At 71.9% G+C, this 22,173-nt stretch carries 13 protein-coding genes and 1 tRNA gene; 9 read left to right on the forward strand and 5 right to left on the reverse strand.

Annotated elements, in window-relative coordinates; all coding sequences use genetic code 11:
* Positions 1-111: 111 nt before the first annotated feature.
* Together OG990_RS31035 and OG990_RS31040 are read left to right on the forward strand one after the other, a co-directional pair.
* Positions 112-1,377: an aspartate kinase gene (locus OG990_RS31035; protein ID WP_252417410.1), complete on the forward strand. Its 1,266-nt coding sequence runs from the start codon at positions 112-114 to the stop codon at positions 1,375-1,377.
* A 5-nt stretch (positions 1,378-1,382) separates the two neighbouring features.
* Positions 1,383-2,441 (forward strand): aspartate-semialdehyde dehydrogenase, encoded by a 1,059-nt coding sequence (locus OG990_RS31040; RefSeq protein ID WP_328421350.1) that lies wholly within the window; start codon positions 1,383-1,385, stop codon positions 2,439-2,441.
* 145 nt (positions 2,442-2,586) lie between these two features.
* On the opposite strand, the gene OG990_RS31045 is transcribed toward OG990_RS31040, so the two are convergent.
* Positions 2,587-4,008 (reverse strand): diguanylate cyclase, encoded by a 1,422-nt coding sequence (locus OG990_RS31045; RefSeq protein WP_406078012.1) that lies wholly within the window; start codon positions 4,006-4,008, stop codon positions 2,587-2,589.
* A 196-nt stretch (positions 4,009-4,204) separates the two neighbouring features.
* Here OG990_RS31045 and OG990_RS31050 point away from each other — a divergent pair, with 196 nt between their 5' ends.
* The 3 genes from OG990_RS31050 to OG990_RS31060 all read left to right on the forward strand — a co-directional run bounded on the left by OG990_RS31050 (position 4,205) and on the right by OG990_RS31060 (position 7,659).
* Complete coding sequence (locus OG990_RS31050) at positions 4,205-4,984, forward strand: phosphodiesterase (RefSeq protein WP_406078013.1); 780 nt, start codon at positions 4,205-4,207, stop codon at positions 4,982-4,984.
* Between the two features lie 11 nt (positions 4,985-4,995).
* Positions 4,996-5,664: a histone deacetylase gene (locus OG990_RS31055; RefSeq protein WP_406078014.1), complete on the forward strand. Its 669-nt coding sequence runs from the start codon at positions 4,996-4,998 to the stop codon at positions 5,662-5,664.
* Between the two features lie 288 nt (positions 5,665-5,952).
* Positions 5,953-7,659: a bifunctional metallophosphatase/5'-nucleotidase gene (locus OG990_RS31060; RefSeq protein WP_328421342.1), complete on the forward strand. Its 1,707-nt coding sequence runs from the start codon at positions 5,953-5,955 to the stop codon at positions 7,657-7,659.
* 335 nt (positions 7,660-7,994) lie between these two features.
* On the opposite strand, the gene OG990_RS31065 is transcribed toward OG990_RS31060, so the two are convergent.
* Entirely contained in the window at positions 7,995-9,278 is a 1,284-nt protein-coding gene (locus OG990_RS31065; protein ID WP_328421340.1) for an MFS transporter, read from the reverse strand.
* Positions 9,279-9,362: 84 nt separating this feature from the next.
* On the opposite strand from OG990_RS31065, the gene OG990_RS31070 reads away from it, so the two are divergent.
* The 4 genes from OG990_RS31070 to OG990_RS31085 all read left to right on the forward strand — a co-directional run bounded on the left by OG990_RS31070 (position 9,363) and on the right by OG990_RS31085 (position 18,166).
* Entirely contained in the window at positions 9,363-9,836 is a 474-nt protein-coding gene (locus OG990_RS31070; protein ID WP_355601999.1) for a hypothetical protein, read from the forward strand.
* A 225-nt stretch (positions 9,837-10,061) separates the two neighbouring features.
* Complete coding sequence (locus OG990_RS31075; protein WP_406078015.1) at positions 10,062-12,596, forward strand: right-handed parallel beta-helix repeat-containing protein; 2,535 nt, start codon at positions 10,062-10,064, stop codon at positions 12,594-12,596.
* 125 nt (positions 12,597-12,721) lie between these two features.
* Positions 12,722-15,355: a hypothetical protein gene (locus OG990_RS31080; RefSeq protein ID WP_406078016.1), complete on the forward strand. Its 2,634-nt coding sequence runs from the start codon at positions 12,722-12,724 to the stop codon at positions 15,353-15,355.
* Between the two features lie 159 nt (positions 15,356-15,514).
* Positions 15,515-18,166 (forward strand): right-handed parallel beta-helix repeat-containing protein, encoded by a 2,652-nt coding sequence (locus OG990_RS31085; protein ID WP_406078017.1) that lies wholly within the window; start codon positions 15,515-15,517, stop codon positions 18,164-18,166.
* A gap of 86 nt (positions 18,167-18,252) precedes the next feature.
* On the opposite strand, the gene OG990_RS31090 is transcribed toward OG990_RS31085, so the two are convergent.
* The 3 genes from OG990_RS31090 to OG990_RS31100 form a co-directional block, all read right to left on the reverse strand.
* A complete protein-coding gene (locus OG990_RS31090) occupies positions 18,253-19,068 on the reverse strand; it encodes a class I SAM-dependent methyltransferase (RefSeq protein ID WP_406078018.1) in 816 nt (271 codons plus the stop codon).
* A gap of 76 nt (positions 19,069-19,144) precedes the next feature.
* On the reverse strand, positions 19,145-21,736 hold the full coding sequence (locus tag OG990_RS31095) for an ATP-binding protein (protein WP_406078019.1): 2,592 nt from the start codon (positions 21,734-21,736) through the stop codon (positions 19,145-19,147).
* Between the two features lie 349 nt (positions 21,737-22,085).
* Positions 22,086-22,162, reverse strand: a tRNA-Pro gene (locus OG990_RS31100).
* Between the last annotated feature and the right edge of the window lie 11 nt (positions 22,163-22,173).

Below are 22,173 nucleotides of genomic sequence, written 5' to 3' on the forward strand. Positions count from 1 at the left end.
CGACCCGCCGCCGCGACCCGCCGGATACCCTCAAGTGGTTTGACACGCGCCGCCGGCCCCGGTTCCGGCGGCGTCGGCACGCTCAGGGTCGCTGGGAGGGAGTGCACCGTCGTGGCACTCGTGGTGCAGAAGTACGGCGGGTCCTCCGTCGCCAACGCCGAGCGCATCAAGCGGGTGGCCGAGCGCATCGTCGCCGCCCGCAAGGCCGGCGACGACGTGGTGGTGGTGGTCTCCGCGATGGGGGACAGCACCGACGAGCTGCTCGACCTGGCCAACCAGGTCAGCCCGCTGCCGCCGGGCCGTGAGCTGGACATGCTGCTCACCGCCGGGGAGCGGATCTCCATGGCGCTGCTGGCCATGGCCATCCACAACCTGGGGTACGAGGCCCGCTCGTTCACCGGCTCGCAGGCCGGCGTGATCACCACCTCGGTGCACGGCCGGGCGCGGATCATCGACGTCACCCCAGGGCGGCTCAAGGGCGCGCTTGACGAGGGGTCGGTGGTCATCGTGGCCGGCTTCCAGGGCGTCTCGCAGGACACCAAGGACGTCACCACGCTGGGCCGGGGCGGTTCGGACACCACGGCCGTGGCGCTCGCCGCCGCGCTGCACGCCGATGTCTGCGAGATCTACACCGACGTCGACGGCATCTTCACCGCGGACCCGCGGATCGTCCCCAACGCCCGGCACATCCGGCAGATCACCTACGAGGAGATGCTGGAGCTGGCCGCGTGCGGCGCGAAGGTGCTGCACCTGCGTAGCGTGGAGTACGCCCGCCGGGCGGGGTTGCCGATCCACGTCCGTTCGTCATACTCGACCAACACCGGCACGATGGTCACCGGATCGATGGAGGACCTTTCCGTGGAGCAGGCACTGATCACCGGCGTTGCGCACGACCGCAGCGAGGCCAAGATCACGATCGTCGGCGTGCCCGACGAGCCGGGCGCCGCCGCGCGGATCTTCGACACCGTCGCCGGCGCCGAGATCAACATCGACATGATCGTGCAGAACGTCTCCACCGAGGGCACCGGCCGGACCGACATCTCGTTCACCCTGCCCAAGACCGACGGCCCGACCGCGATGGCCGCGCTCAGCAAGATCCAGGAGTCGGTCAAGTTCAAGGGCCTGCTCTACGACGACCACGTCGGCAAGGTCTCGCTGATCGGTGCCGGCATGCGCTCGCACCCCGGCGTGGCCGCCGGCTTCTTCGCCGCGCTCGGCGCGGCCGGGGTCAACATCGAGATGATCTCCACCTCCGAGATCCGGGTCTCCGTGGTCTGCCGGGACACCGACCTGGACGCCGCCGTCCGCGCCATCCACGACGCGTTCGAGCTGGGTGGCGACACCGAAGCCGTGGTCTACGCGGGGACGGGTAGGTAGCGCCGATGACGGCGCTGCCCACCCTCGCAGTGGTCGGAGCGACCGGTGCCGTCGGCACCGTGATGTGTGAGCTGCTCACCGGGCGTCGCAACGTCTGGGGTGAGATCCGCCTGCTCGCCTCCGAGCGCTCCGTCGGGCGGCGGGTGCGCTGCCGGGGTGAGGATCTCGTCGTCCAGGCGCTGACCCCGGAGGCGTTCGACGGCGTCGACGTGGCGATGTTCGACGTACCCGACGAGGTCTCCGCCGAGTGGGCGCCGATCGCCGTCGCCCGCGGCGCGATCGCGGTGGACAACTCCGGCGCCTTCCGGATGGACCGGGATGTCCCGCTGGTGGTCCCGGAGATCAACCCGGAGCAGGTCCGTAACCGGCCCCGGGGCATCATCGCGAACGCCAACTGCACCACCCTCACGATGATCATCGCGGTCGCCCCGCTGCACCGTGAGTACGGCCTGCGGGAGTTGGTGCTCGCCTCGTACCAGGCGGTCTCCGGGTCCGGCCAGGCCGGCGTCGACATCCTGCACGACCAGCTCACCAAGGTCGCCGGGGACCGGTTGCTCGGCTCGCGGACCGGCGACGTCCGGCAGGCGGTCGGCGACGACCTGGGCCCGTTCCCGGCGCCGCTGGCGCTCAACGTGGTGCCCTGGGCCGGCTCGCCGGCCGACGGCGGCTGGTCGTCGGAGGAGATGAAGGTCCGCAACGAGTCGCGGAAGATCCTCGGCCTGCCCGACCTCAAGGTCTCCGCCACCTGCGTGCGGGTGCCGGTGGTGACCGGCCACTCGGTGGCCGTACACGCGGTCTTCGCCACCGAGGTGGACGCCGAGGGCGCCCGCGAGGCGCTGCGCAACGCCCCCGGAGTGATCCTGGTCGACGATCCGGCCGCGGGAGAGTTCCCGATGCCGATCGACGCGGTCGGCACGGACCCGTCCTGGGTCGGCCGGATCCGCCGCGCCCTCGACGACCCACGCGCCCTGGACCTCTTCATCACCGGCGACAACCTCCGCAAGGGCGCCGCCCTCAACACCGCCCAGATCGGCGAACTCCTGGCCAAGGACCTGACCCAGTAACCTCCCTCGCCCTCCCTACCCCACCACCTCCCAGCGTCGATCATGGAGTCGTGGTGGGCGTTAGATCCAATCACGCCCCTTTTGGGACGCACCACAACTCCATGATCGACGCTGGTGGGGGTGGGGGTGGGGGTGGGGGTGGGGGTTAGGCGGCGGACAGGTGGACGCCGTCTCGGCCCTGGCGTTTCACGGCGTAGAGGGCCTGGTCGGCGCGGCGGAGGGTGCGGTCGGGGGACTCGCCGGGGTGGGGCAGCGCGACGCCCACGCTGATCGTGCGGCCGGTGCGCCGGGCCGCCTCGGTCAGCCGCTCGGCGATCCGGACCGCCTCCTCCGGGCGGCTCACCTCGATCACCGCGACGAACTCGTCGCCGCCGATCCGGTACAACTCGTCACCGTGCCGCAGCGCCCCCTCCAACGCCCGAGCCAGCCCGACCAGCACCCGGTCGCCGGCCTGGTGGCCGTACGTGTCGTTGACGATCTTGAAGCCGTCCACGTCGATCGCCAGCAGGGCCGTACGCCCCGGGGTCGCCGCCGCGATCCGCTGCCCGAACGGGCCGGTGTGCCGCAGCCCGGTCAGCGGGTCCGAGCTGGCCTGCTCCCGCAGCCGCGCCAGCGTGCGCAGCCGGGCCAGGTTGGTCCAGGCCTGCCCGGCGAGCAGTTCCATCAGACTGACCGTGGTCGGGTCCGGGCGCAGCAACCGCTCGTCGGCGACCAGCAACACCCCGCCAGCGTCCGACGGTCCGACCGGTACGGCGATCAGTGTGCGCACCCCGGCCCTGGTCAGCGGCCGGTAGTCCGCAGTCGGTGGGTGCTCCGCCTCGCCCAGCGTGTATCCCGCGCCGTACCGGTGTGTCCGGTCGACCATCCGGTCGAGCGCGGCCGGAGTCGCCTCGGTCAGCTCGGCCCGGATCCGGGTCTCCAACTCGCCGGGGACCAGTGGCGGCGGCCCGATCTCGGCGCCCTCCGGGCCGGCGATCAGCAGCACCGCCGTGGAGAGCGTGGAGACCTCACGGGCGGCGCAGGTCGCCGCAGCGAGCACGGCCCCCTCGGTTGGCGCCGAGGAGAGTGCGGCGGCGTGCCGGAGCAGCTTCTCGCTGGGACTCTCCGCTGGCGGGCCGCCGAGCGCGACGATCCTCGCGCCGAGCCGGGCGGCCAGTCGCTGGGCGGTCTGCCGCCACGGCTCCAGGTCGACGGGCTCGCTCCACTGCAGGTCGAGGACGCCGATCGCCCGGCCCGCCGGGTCCAGCACCGGTACGCACAGCTCTGCGGTCACGTCCGGGCGTACCGGCAGATAGTCCGGATCGGCGGTGACATCCGGGACGACGGCGGTGGTGGCGGTGGCGTACACCCGGCCGACGATCCCGGTCCGCGTCGGCACGGTGGCGAAGACCTGCCAGGCGCCGGTCGCCGCGACGCAGCGCAGCCGGTCGTGGACCTCCAGCAGCACGGAGATGGTCGCCGGGGTGTGGTGGGCCAGCGCGTTGACCGTCCACCGACAGGCCTCCGGCGTGCTCGACGCCATCGGCAGGCGGACGGAGACGTCACGGATGACTTGCTGATGATCCACTCGCACGTCGTTCCAGGTAGGGGAGGGGTCGGCCGGCGCCGAGCCGTGAGATCAAGCGTACCCAGGGTGATCCGGGCGTCGGCCAGCTTCGTACACATGTGCTATCCACAGGCTGTGGACGCAGCCTGTGGGCGCGGGACCCCGGGAGGCATCCATCGCCGATAGCGTGGAAACTCCCGCACCGAGGAGGCGGCACGTGCTCATCGCCCAGCTCAGTGACCCGCATCTGACCACCGGCCTGCTCGCCGCCGAACCAGCCGCGGGGCTGCACCGCGCGTTCGGCCGGGTGCTGGCGCTGCGGCCCCGACCCGACTGCGTGGTGATCACCGGTGACCTGGTCGACCACGGCCGGCCCGACGAGTACGCCGCGCTGCGCGAGCTGATCGGCCGGTTCCCGCTGCCGGTGCACCTGGTCACCGGCAACCACGACGACCGGGAGTCGCTGCTCGACGCCTTCGGTGGCACACCCTGGCTCGGCGGCGGGTTCTCCGCCTACTACCACGTGGACCACGAGGCGGCGACCGTCGTGGTGCTCGACTCGCTCATCCCCGGCAGCGACGCCGGCCAACTTGGCGAGGAGCAGCTCGGCTGGCTCGACGGCGTGCTGGCCGGCCGGCCCGAGGTGCCCGCCGTGGTCTGCCTGCACCACCCGCCGGTCGCGGTCGGCATCCCGGTGGCCGACGCCATCCGGCTCGCCGACTCCGACGCGCTCGCCGAGGTGATCGGCCGGCACCGGCACGTCGTACGCGTCGCCGCCGGGCACCTGCACCGCTCGGTCACCACGGGGTACGCCGGCACGGTGCTCACCGTGGCACCCAGCACCTGGCGGCAGAGCACGCTCACCATGAGCGCCGACGAGCAGATCGGCTGGGTCGCCGAGCCGACCGCGTTCCTTCTGCACCTGGTCGAGTCGGGCGGTTGCGTGACGCACACGGTCCAGGTCAGCCACTCCGCAGGCCAGACCTGCGGCTTCTGAGGGCACCCGTCTTGGTCGACACCGAAGAGCGGCTGGTCTGGTACGTCGCGTACGGCTCGAACATGCACGCCGCCCGGTTGGCGTGGTACATCCGCGGCGGCTGCCCGCCCGGCGGGCGACGGACGTACCCGGGCTGCCGGGACCCCCGCCCACCGAGCCGATCGGTGCCGGTGTCGCTGCCCGGCGGGATCTACTTCGCCGGCGAGTCCGGTGCCTGGACCGGCGGCATGGCCTTCTACGACCCGCAGCTACCGGGCGTGGCCGCGGCCCGCGCCTACCTGGTCACCGTCGAGCAGTTCACCGACATCGCGGCGCAGGAGATGTACCGGCCAACGGGTGACACGGCCGACCTGGTCCCGGCGACCGGCGCGGCGATCGATGCGGCCGTCGCCGAGGGACGGGCCACGCTCGGCCCCGGGCGCTACGAGACGCTGGTCTGCCCGGGCCAGCACACCGGGCTGCCGATGCTCACCTTCACCGCCCCGGAGCCCGCGTCCGCCAAGCGGTGCCGGCCGCCCGCGCCGGTCTACCTCAGCATGATCGCCCGAGGGCTGCGCGAGTCGCACGGCTGGCCGGCCAGGCGGATCGCCAGCTACCTGGCGCAGCGCCCCGGGGTCGCGGACGGCTGGCCGCCGGACGCCGTCACGACGCTGGTCACCGAGGCGCTCGCCGTCGACTGACACCCCGGGCCACGCCGGCTGTCCCATCCTGTCTGGACCCGGGCGACAGCGACGTCCGGCGACGTGCGGTCAACCGTCGGTCACGTCGGCGTCATCCGACCGTCCGGGCATATTCGCAGCACTGACGTGCTGCCGGGTCGACCGGTCGGCGTCCGGATGAGAGGCTGTCCGGGCGGGCGGCGATCCCAACCGCCGGCATCCGCGATCGATCCTTCCGACGGCGTCGGTCGGCGGCCCGGTCGACCCACAGTCCGGGCACCGCACGCGCCGATTCTCATGAGGAGTTTCATGTCCATCCCCGGGATGCGTCGGGCCGCCGTCGGCCTGACCGCACTCGCGGTGGCCGCGTTCGGCGCGGTCGCCACCAGCCCCGAGCAGGCCGACGCGAGGCCGAAGCCGGTCGACGTCACCCTGCTGGCCCTCAACGACTTCCACGGCAACCTCGAACCCCCGAGCGGGTCCAGCGGCACCATCGCCGGGCAGGCCGCGGGCGGTGTCGAGTTCCTGTCGACCCACCTGGCCGAGCTGCGCGCCGCCGCCAAGAAGAAGAACACCATCACGGTCGCCGCCGGTGACCTGATCGGCGCGTCGCCGCTGCTCTCCGCCGCGTTCCACGACGAGCCGACCATCGAGGCGCTGAGCATGGCCGGGCTGGACTACGCCAGCGTCGGCAACCACGAGTTCGACGAGGGCGCCGCCGAGCTGCTGCGGATCCAGAACGGCGGCTGCCACCCGGTGGACGGCTGCGCCGACGGCACCCCGTACCAGGGCGCCGGGTTCCAGTACCTGTCCGCGAACGCCTTCAAGACCGCGACCGGCAAGCCGCTGATGGCGCCGTACGCGATCCACAAGGTGCAGGGCGTCAAGGTCGGCTTCATCGGGATGACCCTGGAGGGCACCCCGGAGATCGTCAGCCAGCAGGGCGTCGCCGGCCTCACCTTCGCCGACGAGGCGGTCACCGCCAACCGGTACGCCCGCGAGTTGCGCCGCCAGGGTGTGGAGGCGATCGTCGTGCTGCTGCACGAGGGCGGCACCCAGGCCGCAACCGGCGGCATCAACGACTGCGTCGGCATGACCGGGCCCATCGTGGACATCACCAACCGGATGGACCCGTCGATCGACGTGGTGGTCAGCGGGCACACCCACCAGGCGTACAACTGCGACATCAACGGCAAGCTGGTCACCAGCGCCAGCTCGTTCGGTCGCCTGGTCACCGACATCGACCTCAAGATCGACCGTCGGACCGGGGACGTGCTCTCCGCCGCCGCGGAGAACGTCGTGGTCAGCCGGGACGTGGCCAAGGACCCGAAGCAGACCGCCCTGATCAACCGGTACAAGACCGTGCTCGGCCCGGTCGCCGGCCGCCAGGTCGGCGAGACCACCCAGGCGATCACCCGGAGCCAGGAAACCCTCTTCGGTACGAGTCTGGGCGAGTCCCCGCTGGGCAACCTGATCGCCGACGCGCAGTTCGCCGCCACCGACGACGAGCAGGGCGCCGTCGCCGCCTTCATGAACCCGGGCGGGGTACGGGCCGACCTCGACGCCGGCCTGGTCACCTACGAGGAGGCGTTCACGGTGCAGCCGTTCGCCAACAACCTGGTGACGCTGGACCTGACCGGTGCGCAGCTCTACTGCGTCCTGGAGCAGCAGTTCGTCACTGGCCGGACGCTGTACCCGTCCTCGACCGTCGGTTACGTGGTCGACCCGAACGGCACCACCGGCACCGTGGCGGACCCGTGCGCGGGCACCCGGGTGGTCCGGGGCAGCCTCACCCTCGGCGGCACCGCGGTCGACACCGCCGCCACCTACCGGGTGACGGTGAACAACTTCCTGGCCGGCGGCGGTGACGGGTTCAGTGCCCTCACCGGCGGGACGAACCTGGTCACCGGGCAGATCGACCTGGACGCGTTCGTGGCGTACCTGACCGCGCAGTCGCCGGTCTCCGCGCCGACGCTGGATCGGATCCGCACCACCGCCGAGGTCCCCGCCGCCTGACGGACGACCCCGTGACGATCGGGCCCCGGAGCATCCGCTCCGGGGCCCGACCCGTCTCCGGCGCACACCGCGCCCACCGCGCCTGCCCCACACCGCGCCCGCCGCGCCTGCCCCACACCGCGCCCCACCGCGCACACCGCGCCCCGCCGTGCCCGGCGCGCCCCGCCGCACACCGTGCCCGCCGTTCCCGGCCGCCAGCGGCGGCATGATCACGCTCGATCCAGGATGTAGTGGCCTCCCGGCGCACCGACGCCACTACATCCTGGATCGAGCACGATCTTGCGTGGCGTGGCGTGGCCCCGGCTTAGCGCGGCGGCGGCTTAGCGCGGGCGGGGTCAGGCGTGGGCGGCGGCTGGGACGGGTGCGGTCGGTGCGGTCGTCGCTCGGCCGTCCTGGGCGGCGGTGAGCAGTCGGCGCAGCGAGAGCGCGATCAGCGAGGCGACCAGGCAGCCGCCGACCACCGTCGCCACCCAGACCCTGCCGTCGGCGGCGCCCATGAGCGGGCCGGCGGTCACCGGGCCGATCACGCCACTGATCCCGAAGATCATCGAACTCATCGCGTTGTACCGCCCGCGCAGCTCGTCGGTGGCCAGCGCGTTGGTCAGCGCGGGCATCACCGGCGACAGCATCGTCTCGCCGAAGCCGAAGATCGCCGAGCAGGCCACCACGCACAGGGCGGCCACCACGGCGTTTCCGGTGCTGACCAGGCCGCCGGCGCCGAGGACCAGCCAGGCGGCAGCGAACACCGCCCCGACCACGACGAGCGCACCGGTGCGACTGCGCCCCTCGATCCGGCGGATCACCAGGAGTTGGGCGAGCACGATCATCACCGTGTTGGCCGCGAGTGCCCAGGCGACCACCTGGGGCGTCACCTCGACGACCCGCACGGCGTACGCGGCGAAGCCCACCTCGATCTGGGCGTACCCGCAGGTGGTGAGGACCAGCCCGAAGATCACCAGCCGGCGGAACGGGCGGTCGCGGAGCACGGTCAGGTAGCCGCCGGGCGATGGCTCGTCGCCGGTCCGACGATGGCCGAGTCGGTGGCCGACGCCGGGCAGGGTGAGCAGGATCAGCGCCGGCATCAGGTAGCTCACCGCGTCGAGCACGTAGACCGTCTCGAAGGTGCCGGGTCGGGCCGTGTCGACGATCGCGCCGGAGGTCATGCCGCCGATACCGATGCCGAGGTTGAGCAGGGCGAAGTTCAGCCCGAAGACGCGCTGCCGTTCGTCGTCGTCGGTCAGTGAGGCGAGGATGGTGTTCTGCCCGGACCAGATGGCCGAGCTGCCGATGGCGACCACCGTCATCACCAGCAGGGCCGAGCCGGTCGAGTTGACCAGCGCCAGTGAGCCGGTGCCGACCGCCTCGATCAGCAGACACGGCACCACCACCCGGCGGGCGCCGAACCGGTCGATCAGTGTCCCGCCCAGCGGCGACAGGGCCAGGGTGACCGCGCCGTACCAGCCGATCACCAGCCCGGCCCGGGTGTCGGTGAGCCCGCGTACGTCGGTCAGGTAGATGAACAGGAACGGCAGGGTCAGGCCGCGCCCGATCGCCGACAGCAGGGTGCCGATGAGGAGTCGGCGAGCTTCCGAACGGCGAGGTAGGGCGCGACGCAACATTCCGGCATTCTGTTCGCCGGGTGTGACGATCGCGAACCGTTTACCGCGGCGAGGGCTGTCGGTGTGCTCTGCCATGCTGGCCCGGTGAGCGTGACCTGGCGACACCTGCCCGCATCGGCCCGCGAGATCGCCGGCGCCGCCAGCGACGCGGTCGAGGCCGCGAAGGCCCAGGACACCGAGGCGTACGAGGTGGCGACCGCGCGCCTCGCCGCCGCCGAGCGTTCGGGTCTGGTCCTCGGCGCCGTGGTGCGGCTGCTGTTGGAGGAGACCCACCCGGACGGGCTGGACGGCGACGACATCCGGCAGGTGCTGGCGCGGTGTGTGCGCTCGGCAGCCCCGTGGCGACCGGACGTCGACCCGCACGTCGTGCTGGTCCTGCTGGCCGGGGCGCTCGGTGTGTACGACCCGGGCGAGGACGACTCCCCGCCCGACCCGGCGGCGCTCGCCCGGCACGCCCCGCTGCTCGTGGTCGACCTGCTCGCGGGCACGGCTCGGCAGGTCGACGCATACCTGAGCGCGGCGTTCGCCGAGATCGAGCGCACCGAACGGCACGACTGAGACGCTCCGGCCTAACGATCCCGCCAGGTGCCGTTGAGGCGGCCCGGGTGAACCATCCAGTGGGCTGATCGGCGCAGGTTAACGGCCGATCGACGCTGTCCGCATTGGAACTGTCACGGATACGCTCAGTGAAATCGGTGGATGGGATTGTCACGGGGGCGCTTGATGGACATCCGACGGTGGGCACGCCTCGCACTCGTACCACTGACGGGGGGTGCGGCCCTGGTGGGGCCCGCGGCGCCCGCCTCGGCGGCGCCCGCGCCGGTCACCGCCTCGGCGGTCGCAGGTGAACTGCACGTCAGCGAGCTGTGGTGCCAGGGCAGCGGTGACGGCAGCGTGAAGCGACCGTTCTGCACCATATCGGAGGCGGCTGCGGTGGCCGGCCCGGGCCAGACGGTCCTGGTGCACCCGGGGGAATACCAGGAGAACGTCCGGTTCACCCGATCCGGCACTGAGTCCGCGCCGATCACCTTCCGCGCGGTCAATGTCAACTCGGAGATGGTGCGGGTCGGCAGATACGCCACCGGGGCCATCACCGGGACCATCCTGGACCTCACCGGCGTGCACGACGTGACGGTGGAGGGCCTGGTCGTCTTCGGGGCCAACGTCGCCGACGCCGTCACAGTGCGGGACTCCCACCGGGTCCGCCTCGACAAGGTCACCATCTACACCGGCAGTTCCGGTCCCAACGGAGTGCGGATCAGCGGCACGTCGAGCCGGGTGACCGTCAGCCGAAGCTTCGTCCGCACCTGGCAGGGCCCTTCGGTGTCCGTTGAGTCAGGCGTCACCGACACGGTGATCACCGCCAACCAGCTCGACAACTCCGGCCTGGCCGCGGCGAACGCTCCCCGCCTCACGATCACGGGCAACACGATCCACGTCGACTGCAGGTACGGCATCCAGCTGGCTGGCAGTTCACCGGGTGCCACGATTCGCAACAACATCGTCGTCACGGCTCGCCTGCGCGGTCGCTGCCTCACTCCGGCGAACGCCACCGGCATCCGGGTGTCCGCCGAGTCGGTGGCGGGGACCAGCACCGACTACAACCTGATCGACCCGCTCGGCGGAGGGGCGCCCTACTCCTGGGCGGGCACCGACTACCCGACCCTCGCCGCATTCGTCGCGGCGACCGGGCAGGCCGCCCACGACCTGGCGGCCGACCCGAAGCTCACCTGGGCGACCGGCGTGGACCGTCACTACCTGGTGACCGGGGACGGGTCTCCCGCCCGGGACTCCGCCGAGGCGAACGCCCCCGGCGCCACCGACATGCTCGACGGGTCCTACACCGACGATCCGGCCATGCCGAACATCGGCACCGGCAGCGGATACCGCGATCGGGGAGCGGTGGAGGCACGGGGTGCCGTCACTCAGGACCCGCTACGTGTCGAGCGCAAGGTCGGCGGCGGCACGCTCGACGTGGTCGCCCGGTCGGGCACGCACTCCGTCTGGCCGGTCGAGCGGGAGCGGACCCTGTACGCCTACCACCTCCACGGCGAGCCGTTCTGGCGGGTGACCGACTCCGCCACGGCGGAGTACACGCTGCGGCGAGCCGGCGAAGTCTGCGTCCGGGTGCAGACCTCTCAGACCGACTTCCGGCTGCCCACCTCGTACGACGAACGGATCTGCACCCAGGTCGGTGCACGCTACATACCGGTGGCGCCGACCCGGGTCCTGGATACCCGATCCCGGATCGGTGTGCCCGACACCCGACCGGTCGCCGCGAACGGAACGGTCGAGCTGCCGATCGGCAGCATCGCCGGGATTCCCGGGACGGACATCAGCGCGGTCGTGCTCAACGTGACGGTGACCCAGCCAAGCGCCTCGGGTTTCATCAGCGTCTACCCGAGCGGCGGCTGGAGCACCTCGTCCAGCATCAACTTCGTGAGCGGGGAGACGGTGCCGAACCAGGTCACCGTGCCCGTCCTCGACGGGTCCGCTCTCTTCGACAACGCCAGCTCGGGCACCGTCCACCTGGTCGCCGACCTCCAGGGCTTCTACGCCGCGACCGGGTCCGGCTTCGCGTCGATGTCGCCGACGCGGGTGCTCGACACCCGGGAGGGAGCTGGCGCGCCGATCCCGGCCAAGGGCATCCGCCCGCTCGACCTGTCCGGGCGATTGCCCGCCAGCGCGAAGGCGGCCGTGCTCTCCGTGACGGTCACCGCTCCGACCACGAGCGGGGTGCTCACGGTCTTCCCGTACGGCTCGGCGGCACCAACCGCGTCGAACCTCAACTTCGTCGCCGGGCAGACCATCCCCAACCTGGTCACCGTGCCGGTGGTGAACGGCCGGGTCAACATCTTCAACAACAGCTCCGGCACCACACACGTGGTCGCGGACCTGGCCGGCTGGTTCAGCCCGGACGCCACCCAGACGTTCGTGCCGATCACGCCGATGCGGATCGTCGACACCCGATACAGCATCGGGCTGCCCGGCCGCGCGCCGGCTCCACTCGCCGCCCGGGAGACCGTCCGGTTCGCGCCGTTCCAGAGCGGCGTGGTCTGCGCGCCGGCCTGCCCGACCCCGACGGCGCTGGTGGGCAACGTGACCGTGACCGCACCGACCACGGCGGGCGTGCTCACCCTTCATCCCGGCGGCGGGCAGCGGCCCACCGCCTCGAACGTCAACTTCGTCGCGGGTGAGACCGCGTCGAACGCCGCCTTGGTCGCCGTGGGCTCCGGCGTCGACATTTTCCACAACAGCGGGGGTACGTCCCACGTCATCGTCGACCAGTCGGGCTATTTCATCGCCGCCGCGTCCTGACCCAGCGGCCGGGGTGTTCCGGCTGACCGGGCGTGGTGGATCGTCCGATCGACATGGCCCGCATTCGCGGGCATCGGTATAGGCTCTCGCCGCTACTGAAGATCCACTTGTCGCGGGGATGGTCGATGACACGATCTGTAATGGCACGGCTAACGCTCGTACCGCTGGCTGTTGGCGCGAGCCTGGTGGCCCCGGCGCTGCCCCTGTCGGCGGCGGCACCCGCGCCCGCCGTCGCGCAGACACCCGTCGCTGCCCCCGTGCCGGCCGCCGCCGCTGCCGAGCGGTACGTCGACTCCGCCAACTGTGCGAACGACGGGAACGGCAGCGCCTCCAACCCCTTCTGCACCATCTCCCAGGCCGCGGACGTGGTCCGACCCGGCGAGACCGTCCTGGTCCGGCCCGGTGACTACCGGGAGTCGGTGGTGGTCACCCGGTCGGGGACCGAGGGTGCTCCGATCACCTTCCGGGCGGTGAACGGGCCGGGCCGCAGCGCCACCGTGGTCAAGGTGGGCAAGCGGCGAGGCGGCAACGGCAACGAGAGTGCCTTCACTCTGCCCGGGGTGCACGACGTGGTCCTCGATGGCTTTCTGGCGGCCGGTGAGGGCACGGCCGAGGCGGTCCTCGTCGACGGTTCCTCCCGGATCACCCTCGACCGGCTGGTCGCCTCCGAGTACGACGCCCCGGCAGCGGTCCGGATCACCGGCGCTTCCCTGGACGTCACGGTGAGTCGTGGCGCGTTCCGGTCGGGCAGCGGACTGGTGGTGGACCCGGGGGTGAGTGGTGCCGTGGTGACAGCCAGCACCTTCACCCAGAGCGGGATCACGGTGCGGGACGCGCCGGGTACGAAGATCGTCGGCAACACCCTGGAGACCGACTGCACCCTGGCGGTAAACGTCACCGGCACCTCGCCGGGCGTGTCGATCCGGAACAACATCCTGGAGACCGCCACCGGTGCGCTCAGTGATGCAGAGGCGTGCGAGACGCCGTCGGAGGCGACCGCCATCGCCGTCTCGGCCGAGAGCGTTCCGCAGACGGTGGCGGACTACAACCTGATCGAGCCGGCCAGCGGCGGCCCGCTCTACCGTTGGGGCGCCACCGAGTACACCAGCCTGCCTGCGTTCGTCGCCGCCACCGGTCACGGCGCTCACGACATCGCCGCGGTCCCCTGGTTGCGGGCGGCGGATGCCGTGGAGCGGCCGTACTACGAGATCAGCCCGAACTCTCCGGCCGTCGACTCGGCCGACGCCACCGCCGAGGGTGTCTCCCGTACCGATCTGCTGGACAACCCGCACACGGACGACCCGGCGAAGGCCAACACCGGCACCGGTTCGGGCTACCACGACCGGGGAGCGGTCGAGGCCCAGGGACCGGTGACGGTCAAGGAGCTGCCGATCCGGCGGAAGGCGGGCGGCACTCCTCTGGACGTGACCGTCGAGCTCTCCGTCACCACCGCATGGACCATCGACGGCCCGTTGGGCAAGGTGTCGCGTAACTGGAGCGATGAGAACAACCGTCGGGTGCTGCCGCTGGGGCCCGAGGACCACCGCTTCCGCCGTGCCGGCAGGGTCTGCGAAGCGCACCAGGTCAGCTTCAACGACTTCCGGAAGTTCCGGGAGACTCCCGTGACGACCTGCCTCGTGCTGGGTGCCGCCTACACGCCGGTGTCGCCGCAACGGGTGCTCGACACCCGTGCTGGGATCGGAAGATACGGGACCGTGCCGATCCCGCCCAACCAGGCGGCCACGCTGTCGCTTACGCCGCTCAACGGCGTACCGGAGAAGGACGTCAGCGCCGTCGTGTTGAACGTGACCGCCACCCAACCGACCGCCGCCGGGTTCCTGCAGGTATTCCCGGTGGGTGGACCGGCCGACGTGTCGAGCGTCAACTTCGTCTCCGGCGAGACGGTGCCGAACCTGGTCACCGTGCCGGTACTGGATGCCCGCGAGGTGACGATCGTCAACAAGTCGAGCGGCACGGTGCACGTCGTCGCCGACCTGCAGGGTTACTACTCGGCCAGTGGTTCCGGGTTCCGGTCGGTCGCTCCGTTGCGGGTGTTGGACACCCGCAGCGCCGGCAACTCGGCGTTCGCGCCGAACAGTGGTCGGACGCTGGACCTGTCCGGTCGGATCCCGGCGGGCGCCACGGCTGCCGTGCTCAACGTGACCGTGACCGCGCCGACGACCAGTGGCGTGCTCACCGTCCACCCGTACGGCACGGCGGTGCCGGTGGCGTCGAACCTGAACTTCGTCGCCGGGCAGACCATCCCCAATCTCGTCATGGTGCCGGTGGTCAACGGCAAGGTGGCCATCCAGAACGTCAGCTCCGGCCGTACCCATGTGGTGGCCGACCTCGCCGGCTGGTTCGGTGGCGGCGCCACGGACGTCTTCGTGCCGTTCGGCCCGACCCGGATCTACGACACCCGGAGAGGCGAAGGGGTGCCGCTCGGGCCGTACGGCTGGGGTGCGCTGGCCGTGCCCTTCCTCGACCCAAGGGGCGACAAGAGCGCGCCACAGCCGACGGCGCTGGTGGCAAACCTGACCGTCACCGCACCGACCAAGGCCGGCGTGCTCACCGCCCACCCGAACGGACCCGACCAGCCAACCGCGTCGAACGTCAACTACGTCGCCGGTGAAACCGCCACCAACCACGCCATCGTCGGCGTCGGTGAATACGGGCTCGTCGTGCTGTTCAACAACACCTCCGGCTCCACCCACGTGATCGTCGACCAGGCGGGCTACTTCATCAGCGCCGCATCCTGATCAGTCGACTACCTACGGCCGTCCATTGCACCTCGATGGGCGGCCGTGTCACACACCCCGTCCCGTGGGTCCGAACTGTGCCGGTCGTCGGTCCACGCATAGCCAACCGTCGGTATAGGCTGCCGTCCGCAAACGCGATCAATCCAGCGGGGGCTGTTGATGAGAAGAAGACTGTGGTCAATCGTGGTCGTACCGCTGGTGGGTGGTGTCGGCCTGGTCGCGCCGACGACGCCTGCGGGAGCGGCGCCGGCCGCCGGGCAGGCCCCGGCCGCCGGGCAGGCTGCGGCGGGGTATGAGCTGTACGTCAGCAGGACGTACTGCCCGTACCCCGCCAGTGCGGCCGACGGGACGGTCGATCGTCCGTACTGCACTGTCTCGGCTGCCGCAGCGGTTGCGCAGCCGGGTCAGACCGTCCTGGTGCAGGCCGGTTCCTATGTGGAAAAGGTGGCTATCACCCGCTCGGGTACCAGCGGTGCGCCGATCACCTTCCGGGCGGTGAACGGTCCGCAGGGCTTCGTCACGTTGAGCGCGCCCGCCTCCGGAGGCAGCGCATTCTCGCTCAGCGGCGTGCACGACGTCACGGTTGAGGGCTTTTCCGTCCGGACGTCGGGGTCCGCTGAGCCGGTCCTGATCGACGGCTCGACCCGGGTGACCGTGGACGAACTCACGGTCCGTTCGCCGGCCGGCGTGGTCGGGGTACGTGTCACGGGAGCGTCCAGTGACGTGACCGTCAGTCGGGGCTGGTTCGGCGCGTCCGGTGCGCCCGGGGTGGCGGTCGGCGCCGGTGTGACCGGTGCCGTGGTCACCGGAAACCAGTTCCGGGGTGGCCTGACGGTCACCGATGCCCCCGGCACGGCGATCACCGGGAACACCCTGGTGACTGGCTGCACCTCGGGTATCACGGTGACCGGCGCCTCGCCGGGGGTGGACATCCGGAACAACATCGTGCAGGCCGCCGACCTGTCCGGCAGCGTGCCCGCCGCATGCGACGACCCGACGGCTGCCACCGCGATCGCGCTCTCTGCGGCGTCGGTCGGGCAGAGCGTTGCCGACTACAACCTGATCGACCCGGCGAGCGGCGGCGCCCTGTACGCCTGGGGGGAGACTTCGCACACCGAGCTCGCGGCATTCCGCGCGGCTACCGGCCAGGGCGCCCACGACATCGCCGCCGATCCGAAGCTCAAGCCGCAGCAGGGGACCGAGCGGCCGTGGATCGACCTCGATCGCACGTCGCCAGCGGTCGACTCGGCCGACGCGGGTGCGGTCGGCTCCGGCCCGCTTGACCTGCTCGGTAACTCCCGCGCCGATGTGCCGGAGGTGCCGAACACGGGCACCGGTTCGGGATACCGCGACCGCGGCGCGGTCGAGATCGCGAGCCCGTGGACCGGCGGCGACACCGTCACCGTCAGCCGAAAGGTGGGCGGCGGTCCGTACGACATCGTGACCCGGCTGCCCTGGACAGGCTCGTGGCCGGTGGAGACGACTGGCGGCACCTTCGGCTATCACCTGACCGGCGACCGCTTCGTCCAGGTGGCGGGCGGCCCGGTGCACGAGCAGACGGTGCGCCGGGCCGGCCAGGCATGCGTGCGGGTGTATGCGAGCGGGAACGGTTATCGGGTCATCCCCGAATTCAACCCAGTCAGGGGTGGCTGCACCGTGGTCGGCGCCCGGTACAACCCGGTCACCCCGACCCGTCTGCTGGACACCCGGTCCGGGATCGGGGCCGGCACCTCCGTGCCGGTCGGGCCCAACTCCGAGGTGCTGCTGCCGGTTTCGAGCATCGGTGGTGTGCCGGCGGCGAGCATCGACGCGGTGGTGCTGAACGTGACGGCGACCCAGCCGACGACGGCCGGCTTCCTCACCGTCTACCCGGACGGCACCACGGTGCCGAGTGCGTCGAGCGTCAACTACGTCGCCAACGAGACGGTGCCGAACCTGGTCACCGTTCCGCTGACGAGCGGGGGGATCCGGTTCCGCAACAGCAGCAGCGGCACCGTGCACGTCATCGCTGACCTGCAGGGTTGGTACGGCGCGAATGGCTCCGGATTCAAGCCGCTCACCCCGGTGCGGGTGGCCGACAGCCGCGAGGGCACGACCGGCCCGTACCTGCCGGACACGTCGCGGCAGATCGACCTGTCGTCAAAGATTCCTACCGACGCGACCGCCGCGATCCTGAACGTGACGGTCACCGCGCCGACAGCCGCCGGAGTCCTGAAGGTGTACCCCGGTGGTTCGTTGGTGCCGGTCGCGTCCAACCTGAACTTCGTGGCAGGGCAGACGATCCCCAACCTGGTGATGGTGCCGGTCGTCAACGGCAAGGTGAACATCTACAACCAGAGCTCCGGCACCGTGCACGTGATCGCCGACCTGGCCGGCTGGTTCGGCTCCACGGCCTCTGGCGCTGACCAGACCTACGTGCCGTACGGCCCGCGCCGGGTGGCCGACACGCGGGACGGCACCGGCCTGTCGTACCGCCCGGTGGGGCCGGTCGCGCCGAACTCGTCGATCGGCTTCAACCCGGAGAACGTGCAACTCAACCGTTCCTGTGCCAGCGCCGTCCTGCAGTGTCCGACCGCGGTGGTGGTCAACCTGACGGTTACTGGGCCGACCACCGCTGGCGTGCTCATCGGTTACCCGTACAGCAAGCCGCGGCCGACCGCGTCGAATGTCAACTTTGTCGCGGGTGAGACGGCCTCCAACATGGCCGTCATCGGGGTCGAGTTGGGTGCGGTGACGCTGTACAACGCCAGTTCGGGCAGCACGGACGTGATTGTCGACCAGGCGGGTTACTTCATCGCCGCCGCCTCCTGACCAACCGTTCCGACCCGGAGCCGGCACCGTTTGGCGGTGCCGGCTCCGGCCGTTCCCCCGGGTGACCGATCGCGTTCTGACCCGGATCAGGCCGTCCGCTCGGCCACCACCTCCAGGTACTCCGCCGGGATCCGCACGGTGGCGTCGGTGGCCCGGTTGTGCGTCCGGGCCAGCTCCACCAGGTCGGCGTGCAGGTGCGGTCGCCGTTCCTCGGGCAGCGCCTCGAACGCCTTCAGCGTCGGCCCGTAGTTGGCCCGGAAGAAGTTGGCGAACTCCTCCGGGGTGCCGAAGCGGAAGACGAACTCCCGGCGTACCGCCCGCACTTCACCCACGGCCCCGCCGAGCAACTCGCGGACCCGGCCCTCGTCGCCCCACTGGACCGGCGGGCGCAGCCCTGCCGGCGGCGGCACGTGCCGCCCCACCGTGCGGAACAGTTCGCCGATGAACCCCTGCGGCGTCCACGACGCCAACGCCACCGTGCCGCCGGGCCGGCAGACCCGGACCAGCTCGGCGGCCGCCCGCTCCTGGTCCGGCGCGAACATCACGCCGACGACGGAGAGCACCGCGTCGAAGGTGCCGTCGGGATACGCCAACCGCTCCGCGTCACCGGTCACGAAGGTGACCGGCAGCCGTTCCGCCGCCGCCCGGGCGTGGCCGCGTTCCAGCAGTTCGGGTACGTAGTCGACGCCGGTCACCGCACAGCCGCAGCGGGCGGCGGCGATGGCCGCGTTGCCGGTGCCGGTCGCCACGTCGAGTACCCGGGCGCCGGCCGACAGATCGGCCGCCGCGACCAGCCATTCGGAGATCGGGTGGATGAGCGCGGCGACCGCGCCGTAGTCGCCGCTGGCCCAGGTCACCTGCTGGCGTGCCTTGACGGCGTTGAGATCGATTGCGGTAGTCATCAGTGGTCCCCCTCGGACGGTTCGGTGTGTCACCGACGGTAGGCGGGGTGGCACTCCGGGGGATCGGTAGAAACACCTATGTTGGGGGCACCAGGCCCTGCCGGCGGGCCGCCGCGGCCGCCTGGCCCCGGCTGGGCACCGCGAGCTTGTCCAGCACCGCCGACACGTGGTGGCCGACGGTCCGGGCGGAGAGCGACAGTCGGGCCGCGATCTCGGCGTTGCTGAGCCCTTCGGCGAGCAGCGCCAGCACCTCCCGCTGCCGGGCGGTCAGGCCCGTCGGGTGCGCGGCTGTCGCCGGGCGCGGCCCCCTCGGCACCCGGGCCATCCCACGGCCGCGCAGCTCGGCCCGGACCCTGCGGGCCACGGCGGTCGCGCCCAGCCCGTCCAGGATCCGCAGCGCCTCGGCGGCCGCCGGGTCGTCGCCGCAGGCCAGCGCCTCCGCCTGGGAGTACGGGCAGCCGAGCTGGTGCCACTCCTCGGCCGCACCGGCCCAGTCACCCTCGATCAGCCGCCGGTAGGGCGACGCCAGCGCGCCGGTGTCCCCGAACGGCTCGCCGACCCGCCACAGCCAGTACGCCAGCTCGCCGGCGTACCAGGGTTGGCCCGCGTCGACGGCGAGCCGGTGGGCACGGCTCAGCTCGGGTACCGCCGGTGCCGGCTCGCCGGCTAGCCAGTGTCGTTCCGCCAGGGCCGCGGCGACCGGCACGACGAACTGGAGTTCCCGGCTCTGCGCCGCCCAGCGCGCCGCCTTGTCCAGATGCTCGCCAGTGGTCGCCTCGCCCCGACGCGCGTCGAGCAGGCCCAGTGCGACCAGGGCCGGGACCAGGCTCCCCCCGGGCTGCGCGGTGCCGGTCAGCGCCCGTTCGGCGTCGGCGCGGGCACCGGCCCAGTCGCCGGTCGTCAGCCGCAGCCGGGACCGGTAGCCGAGCAGGTGCCGGGCGTACCCGTCGAGGTCCCGGGTCGTGGTGAAGCGCAACGCCCGGTCCAGGGCCTCGGCAGCCGGCCCGATCCGGTGCCACTCCAGCGACATGGTGGCCAGGTTGACCAGCGCCCGGGCCGCGTGATCGTCGAGGTGGTGTGCGACGGCCAGGGCGTGCCCGCGTTCCAGCTCGATGATGCCGGCGACATCACCGCTCTGGAGGCGGGCCGAGCCGACGTTGACCAGGGCGTGCGCCTCGGTCTCCACGTCGCCGAGCCGCCGGGCCAGCTTCCGGGCCCGGTCACCCCATTCGATGGCCCGGCCGTTGTCGTCGGCGAGCATGAGCAGCTGCGACATGTTGCTGTAGGCCATCGCCAACTGCCTGCCGGGGGTCGCGGACTCCAGCACCTGAACCGCTCGGGTACCCGCCGTCCGGGCCGCCGGGCTGTCCCCGGTCCACCAGCAGAGACGCGACACCCAGCGCAGGTTCTCGCCGATCCGCAGCGGATCGCCGTCGGCCTCCCGCAGGGCGAGCGCGGCCCGCCGGGCGTCCAGCGCCTGCGCGGCCAACCCGGCGAGGTACGCGGCGGTCGCGTACGCCTCCAGCAACTCGGCCCGGCGCGATCCCGGCAGGCCCGCGGCGTGGGGGAGCGCGACGCTGTAGTGGTCCGCTGCCTGCCGGTGCGCGCCCGCCCGGCTGGCCCGTTGGGCCGCCACGGGCGCCCAGTGCAGCACGGCCAGCGGATCGTCCGCGTGGTGAGCGTGGTGCACCAGCCGGGCGGCGTCCACATCCGCCCGGGGCGTGAGTCGGGCCAGCACGGCGGCATGCAGCGCGACCCGGTGCACCGGGGAGAGTGACTCGCGTACCGCCCGGCCCAGCAGTTCGTGCCGGAACGCCACCGTATTGCCCACCGGCACCAGCACCCCCCGATCCAGGCACTCCTGCACGGCAGCCGATGGGTGACCGTCGAGCAGGTACGGCTCGGCCCGGGACGGGACCACCGAGACCAGGGCGGCGACCTCCCGGGCCGACGGCGACAACGCGGCCAGTCGGGCCAGCACCAGATCGCGTACGGTCGGCGGCACACCCGGGCCGGTCGCGGCCAGCACCTCGGTGACCAGCAGCGGGTTCCCGCCGGTGGCCTGGTACAACCCTCCCGGGGCGCGGCCGGCGCGCCGAGCCAGCTCCGCGACGGCATCGGTGGACAGGGCGGGCAGCGGCAACCGGCGGACCACTGGCCGGGGCAGGCCCGCGAGCACGGCGTGCAGTGGATGCTCCGCCCCGACCTCGTCGTCGCGCAGGGTGAGCACGAGCAACGCCGGGTGGCGGGTCAGCCGCCGCCCCAGGTACGCGATGAGGTCCAGGGTGGCCCCGTCCGCCCAGTGCGCGTCCTCCACCACCATCACCGTTCGGCGTCCGGGCCGGGAATCGGTCAGCTCGTCGAGGAGCGCGTCGAACACGGCGTCGCGGCGTTCGGCCTCCGCCGCCGTGTGCAGCGCGCTCAGTCGTTCCGCGAGTACGCCGCCGACCTGCCGGGCGATGTCGTGCACGGGGCCAAGCGCCCGTGGGGTCAGCAGCGGGTCACAGCTGCCCCAGAGCACCCTGGCCCCGGCCGTCGCCGCGAATGCACCGACCAGGGTGGACTTGCCGGCACCTGCCTCGCCCGCGACGAGCGCGATCGCGCCGCCGGGGGAGGCCAGCAGCCCGTCCAGGGTGGCGAGCGCGTCCGCGCGTTCCAGCAGCTCCATCGCGGTCGATGCTAGTCAGCGGGGCGTTGCTGAGACGTCAGCCGCGACGGCAGCATTCACTGGACGTCTCCGTCGCCGCACCGGACACGGTTGCCCGTCGAACCCCGGGTTCCGGGTTCTTCGGCACTCGTACGCGACGTGGCGCTGTGTCCGATTGGGTGCCGGCCAACGACGCGGCGAAGGTGAGGGGCCACGACCAGACGTCAATGACGTAGGACCACCAGTCGCGCTTTCGACTCGTGACCCAAATCGCAGGGGTGTTCGCGTGGATCGCCGCCGCAAGAGAGCGGTGCTCGCCGGAAACGAATCAAGGCCCCTCGGTGGAGGGGCCTTGACCTGCTGTTACCTCTGGTCGGGGTGGCCGGATTCGAACCGACGACCTCTTCGTCCCGAACGAAGCGCGCTACCAAGCTGCGCCACACCCCGAGGCGTGCCGA

This window comes from Micromonospora sp. NBC_00858 (assembly GCF_045207365.1).
GTDB lineage: Bacteria > Actinomycetota > Actinomycetes > Mycobacteriales > Micromonosporaceae > Micromonospora.

Excerpts from the sequence above, each read along its gene's own strand:
- OG990_RS31040 (WP_328421350.1), top strand. The coding sequence starts at position 1,383 with ATGACGGCGCTGCCCACCCTCGCAGTGGTCGGAGCGACCGGTGCCGTC.
- OG990_RS31060 (WP_328421342.1), top strand. The coding sequence starts at position 5,953 with ATGTCCATCCCCGGGATGCGTCGGGCCGCCGTCGGCCTGACCGCACTC.
- OG990_RS31065 (WP_328421340.1), bottom strand. The coding sequence starts at position 9,278 with ATGTTGCGTCGCGCCCTACCTCGCCGTTCGGAAGCTCGCCGACTCCTC.
- OG990_RS31080 (WP_406078016.1), top strand. The coding sequence starts at position 12,722 with ATGACACGATCTGTAATGGCACGGCTAACGCTCGTACCGCTGGCTGTT.
- OG990_RS31085 (WP_406078017.1), top strand. The coding sequence starts at position 15,515 with ATGAGAAGAAGACTGTGGTCAATCGTGGTCGTACCGCTGGTGGGTGGT.
- OG990_RS31090 (WP_406078018.1), bottom strand. The coding sequence starts at position 19,068 with ATGACTACCGCAATCGATCTCAACGCCGTCAAGGCACGCCAGCAGGTG.
- OG990_RS31095 (WP_406078019.1), bottom strand. The coding sequence starts at position 21,736 with ATGGAGCTGCTGGAACGCGCGGACGCGCTCGCCACCCTGGACGGGCTG.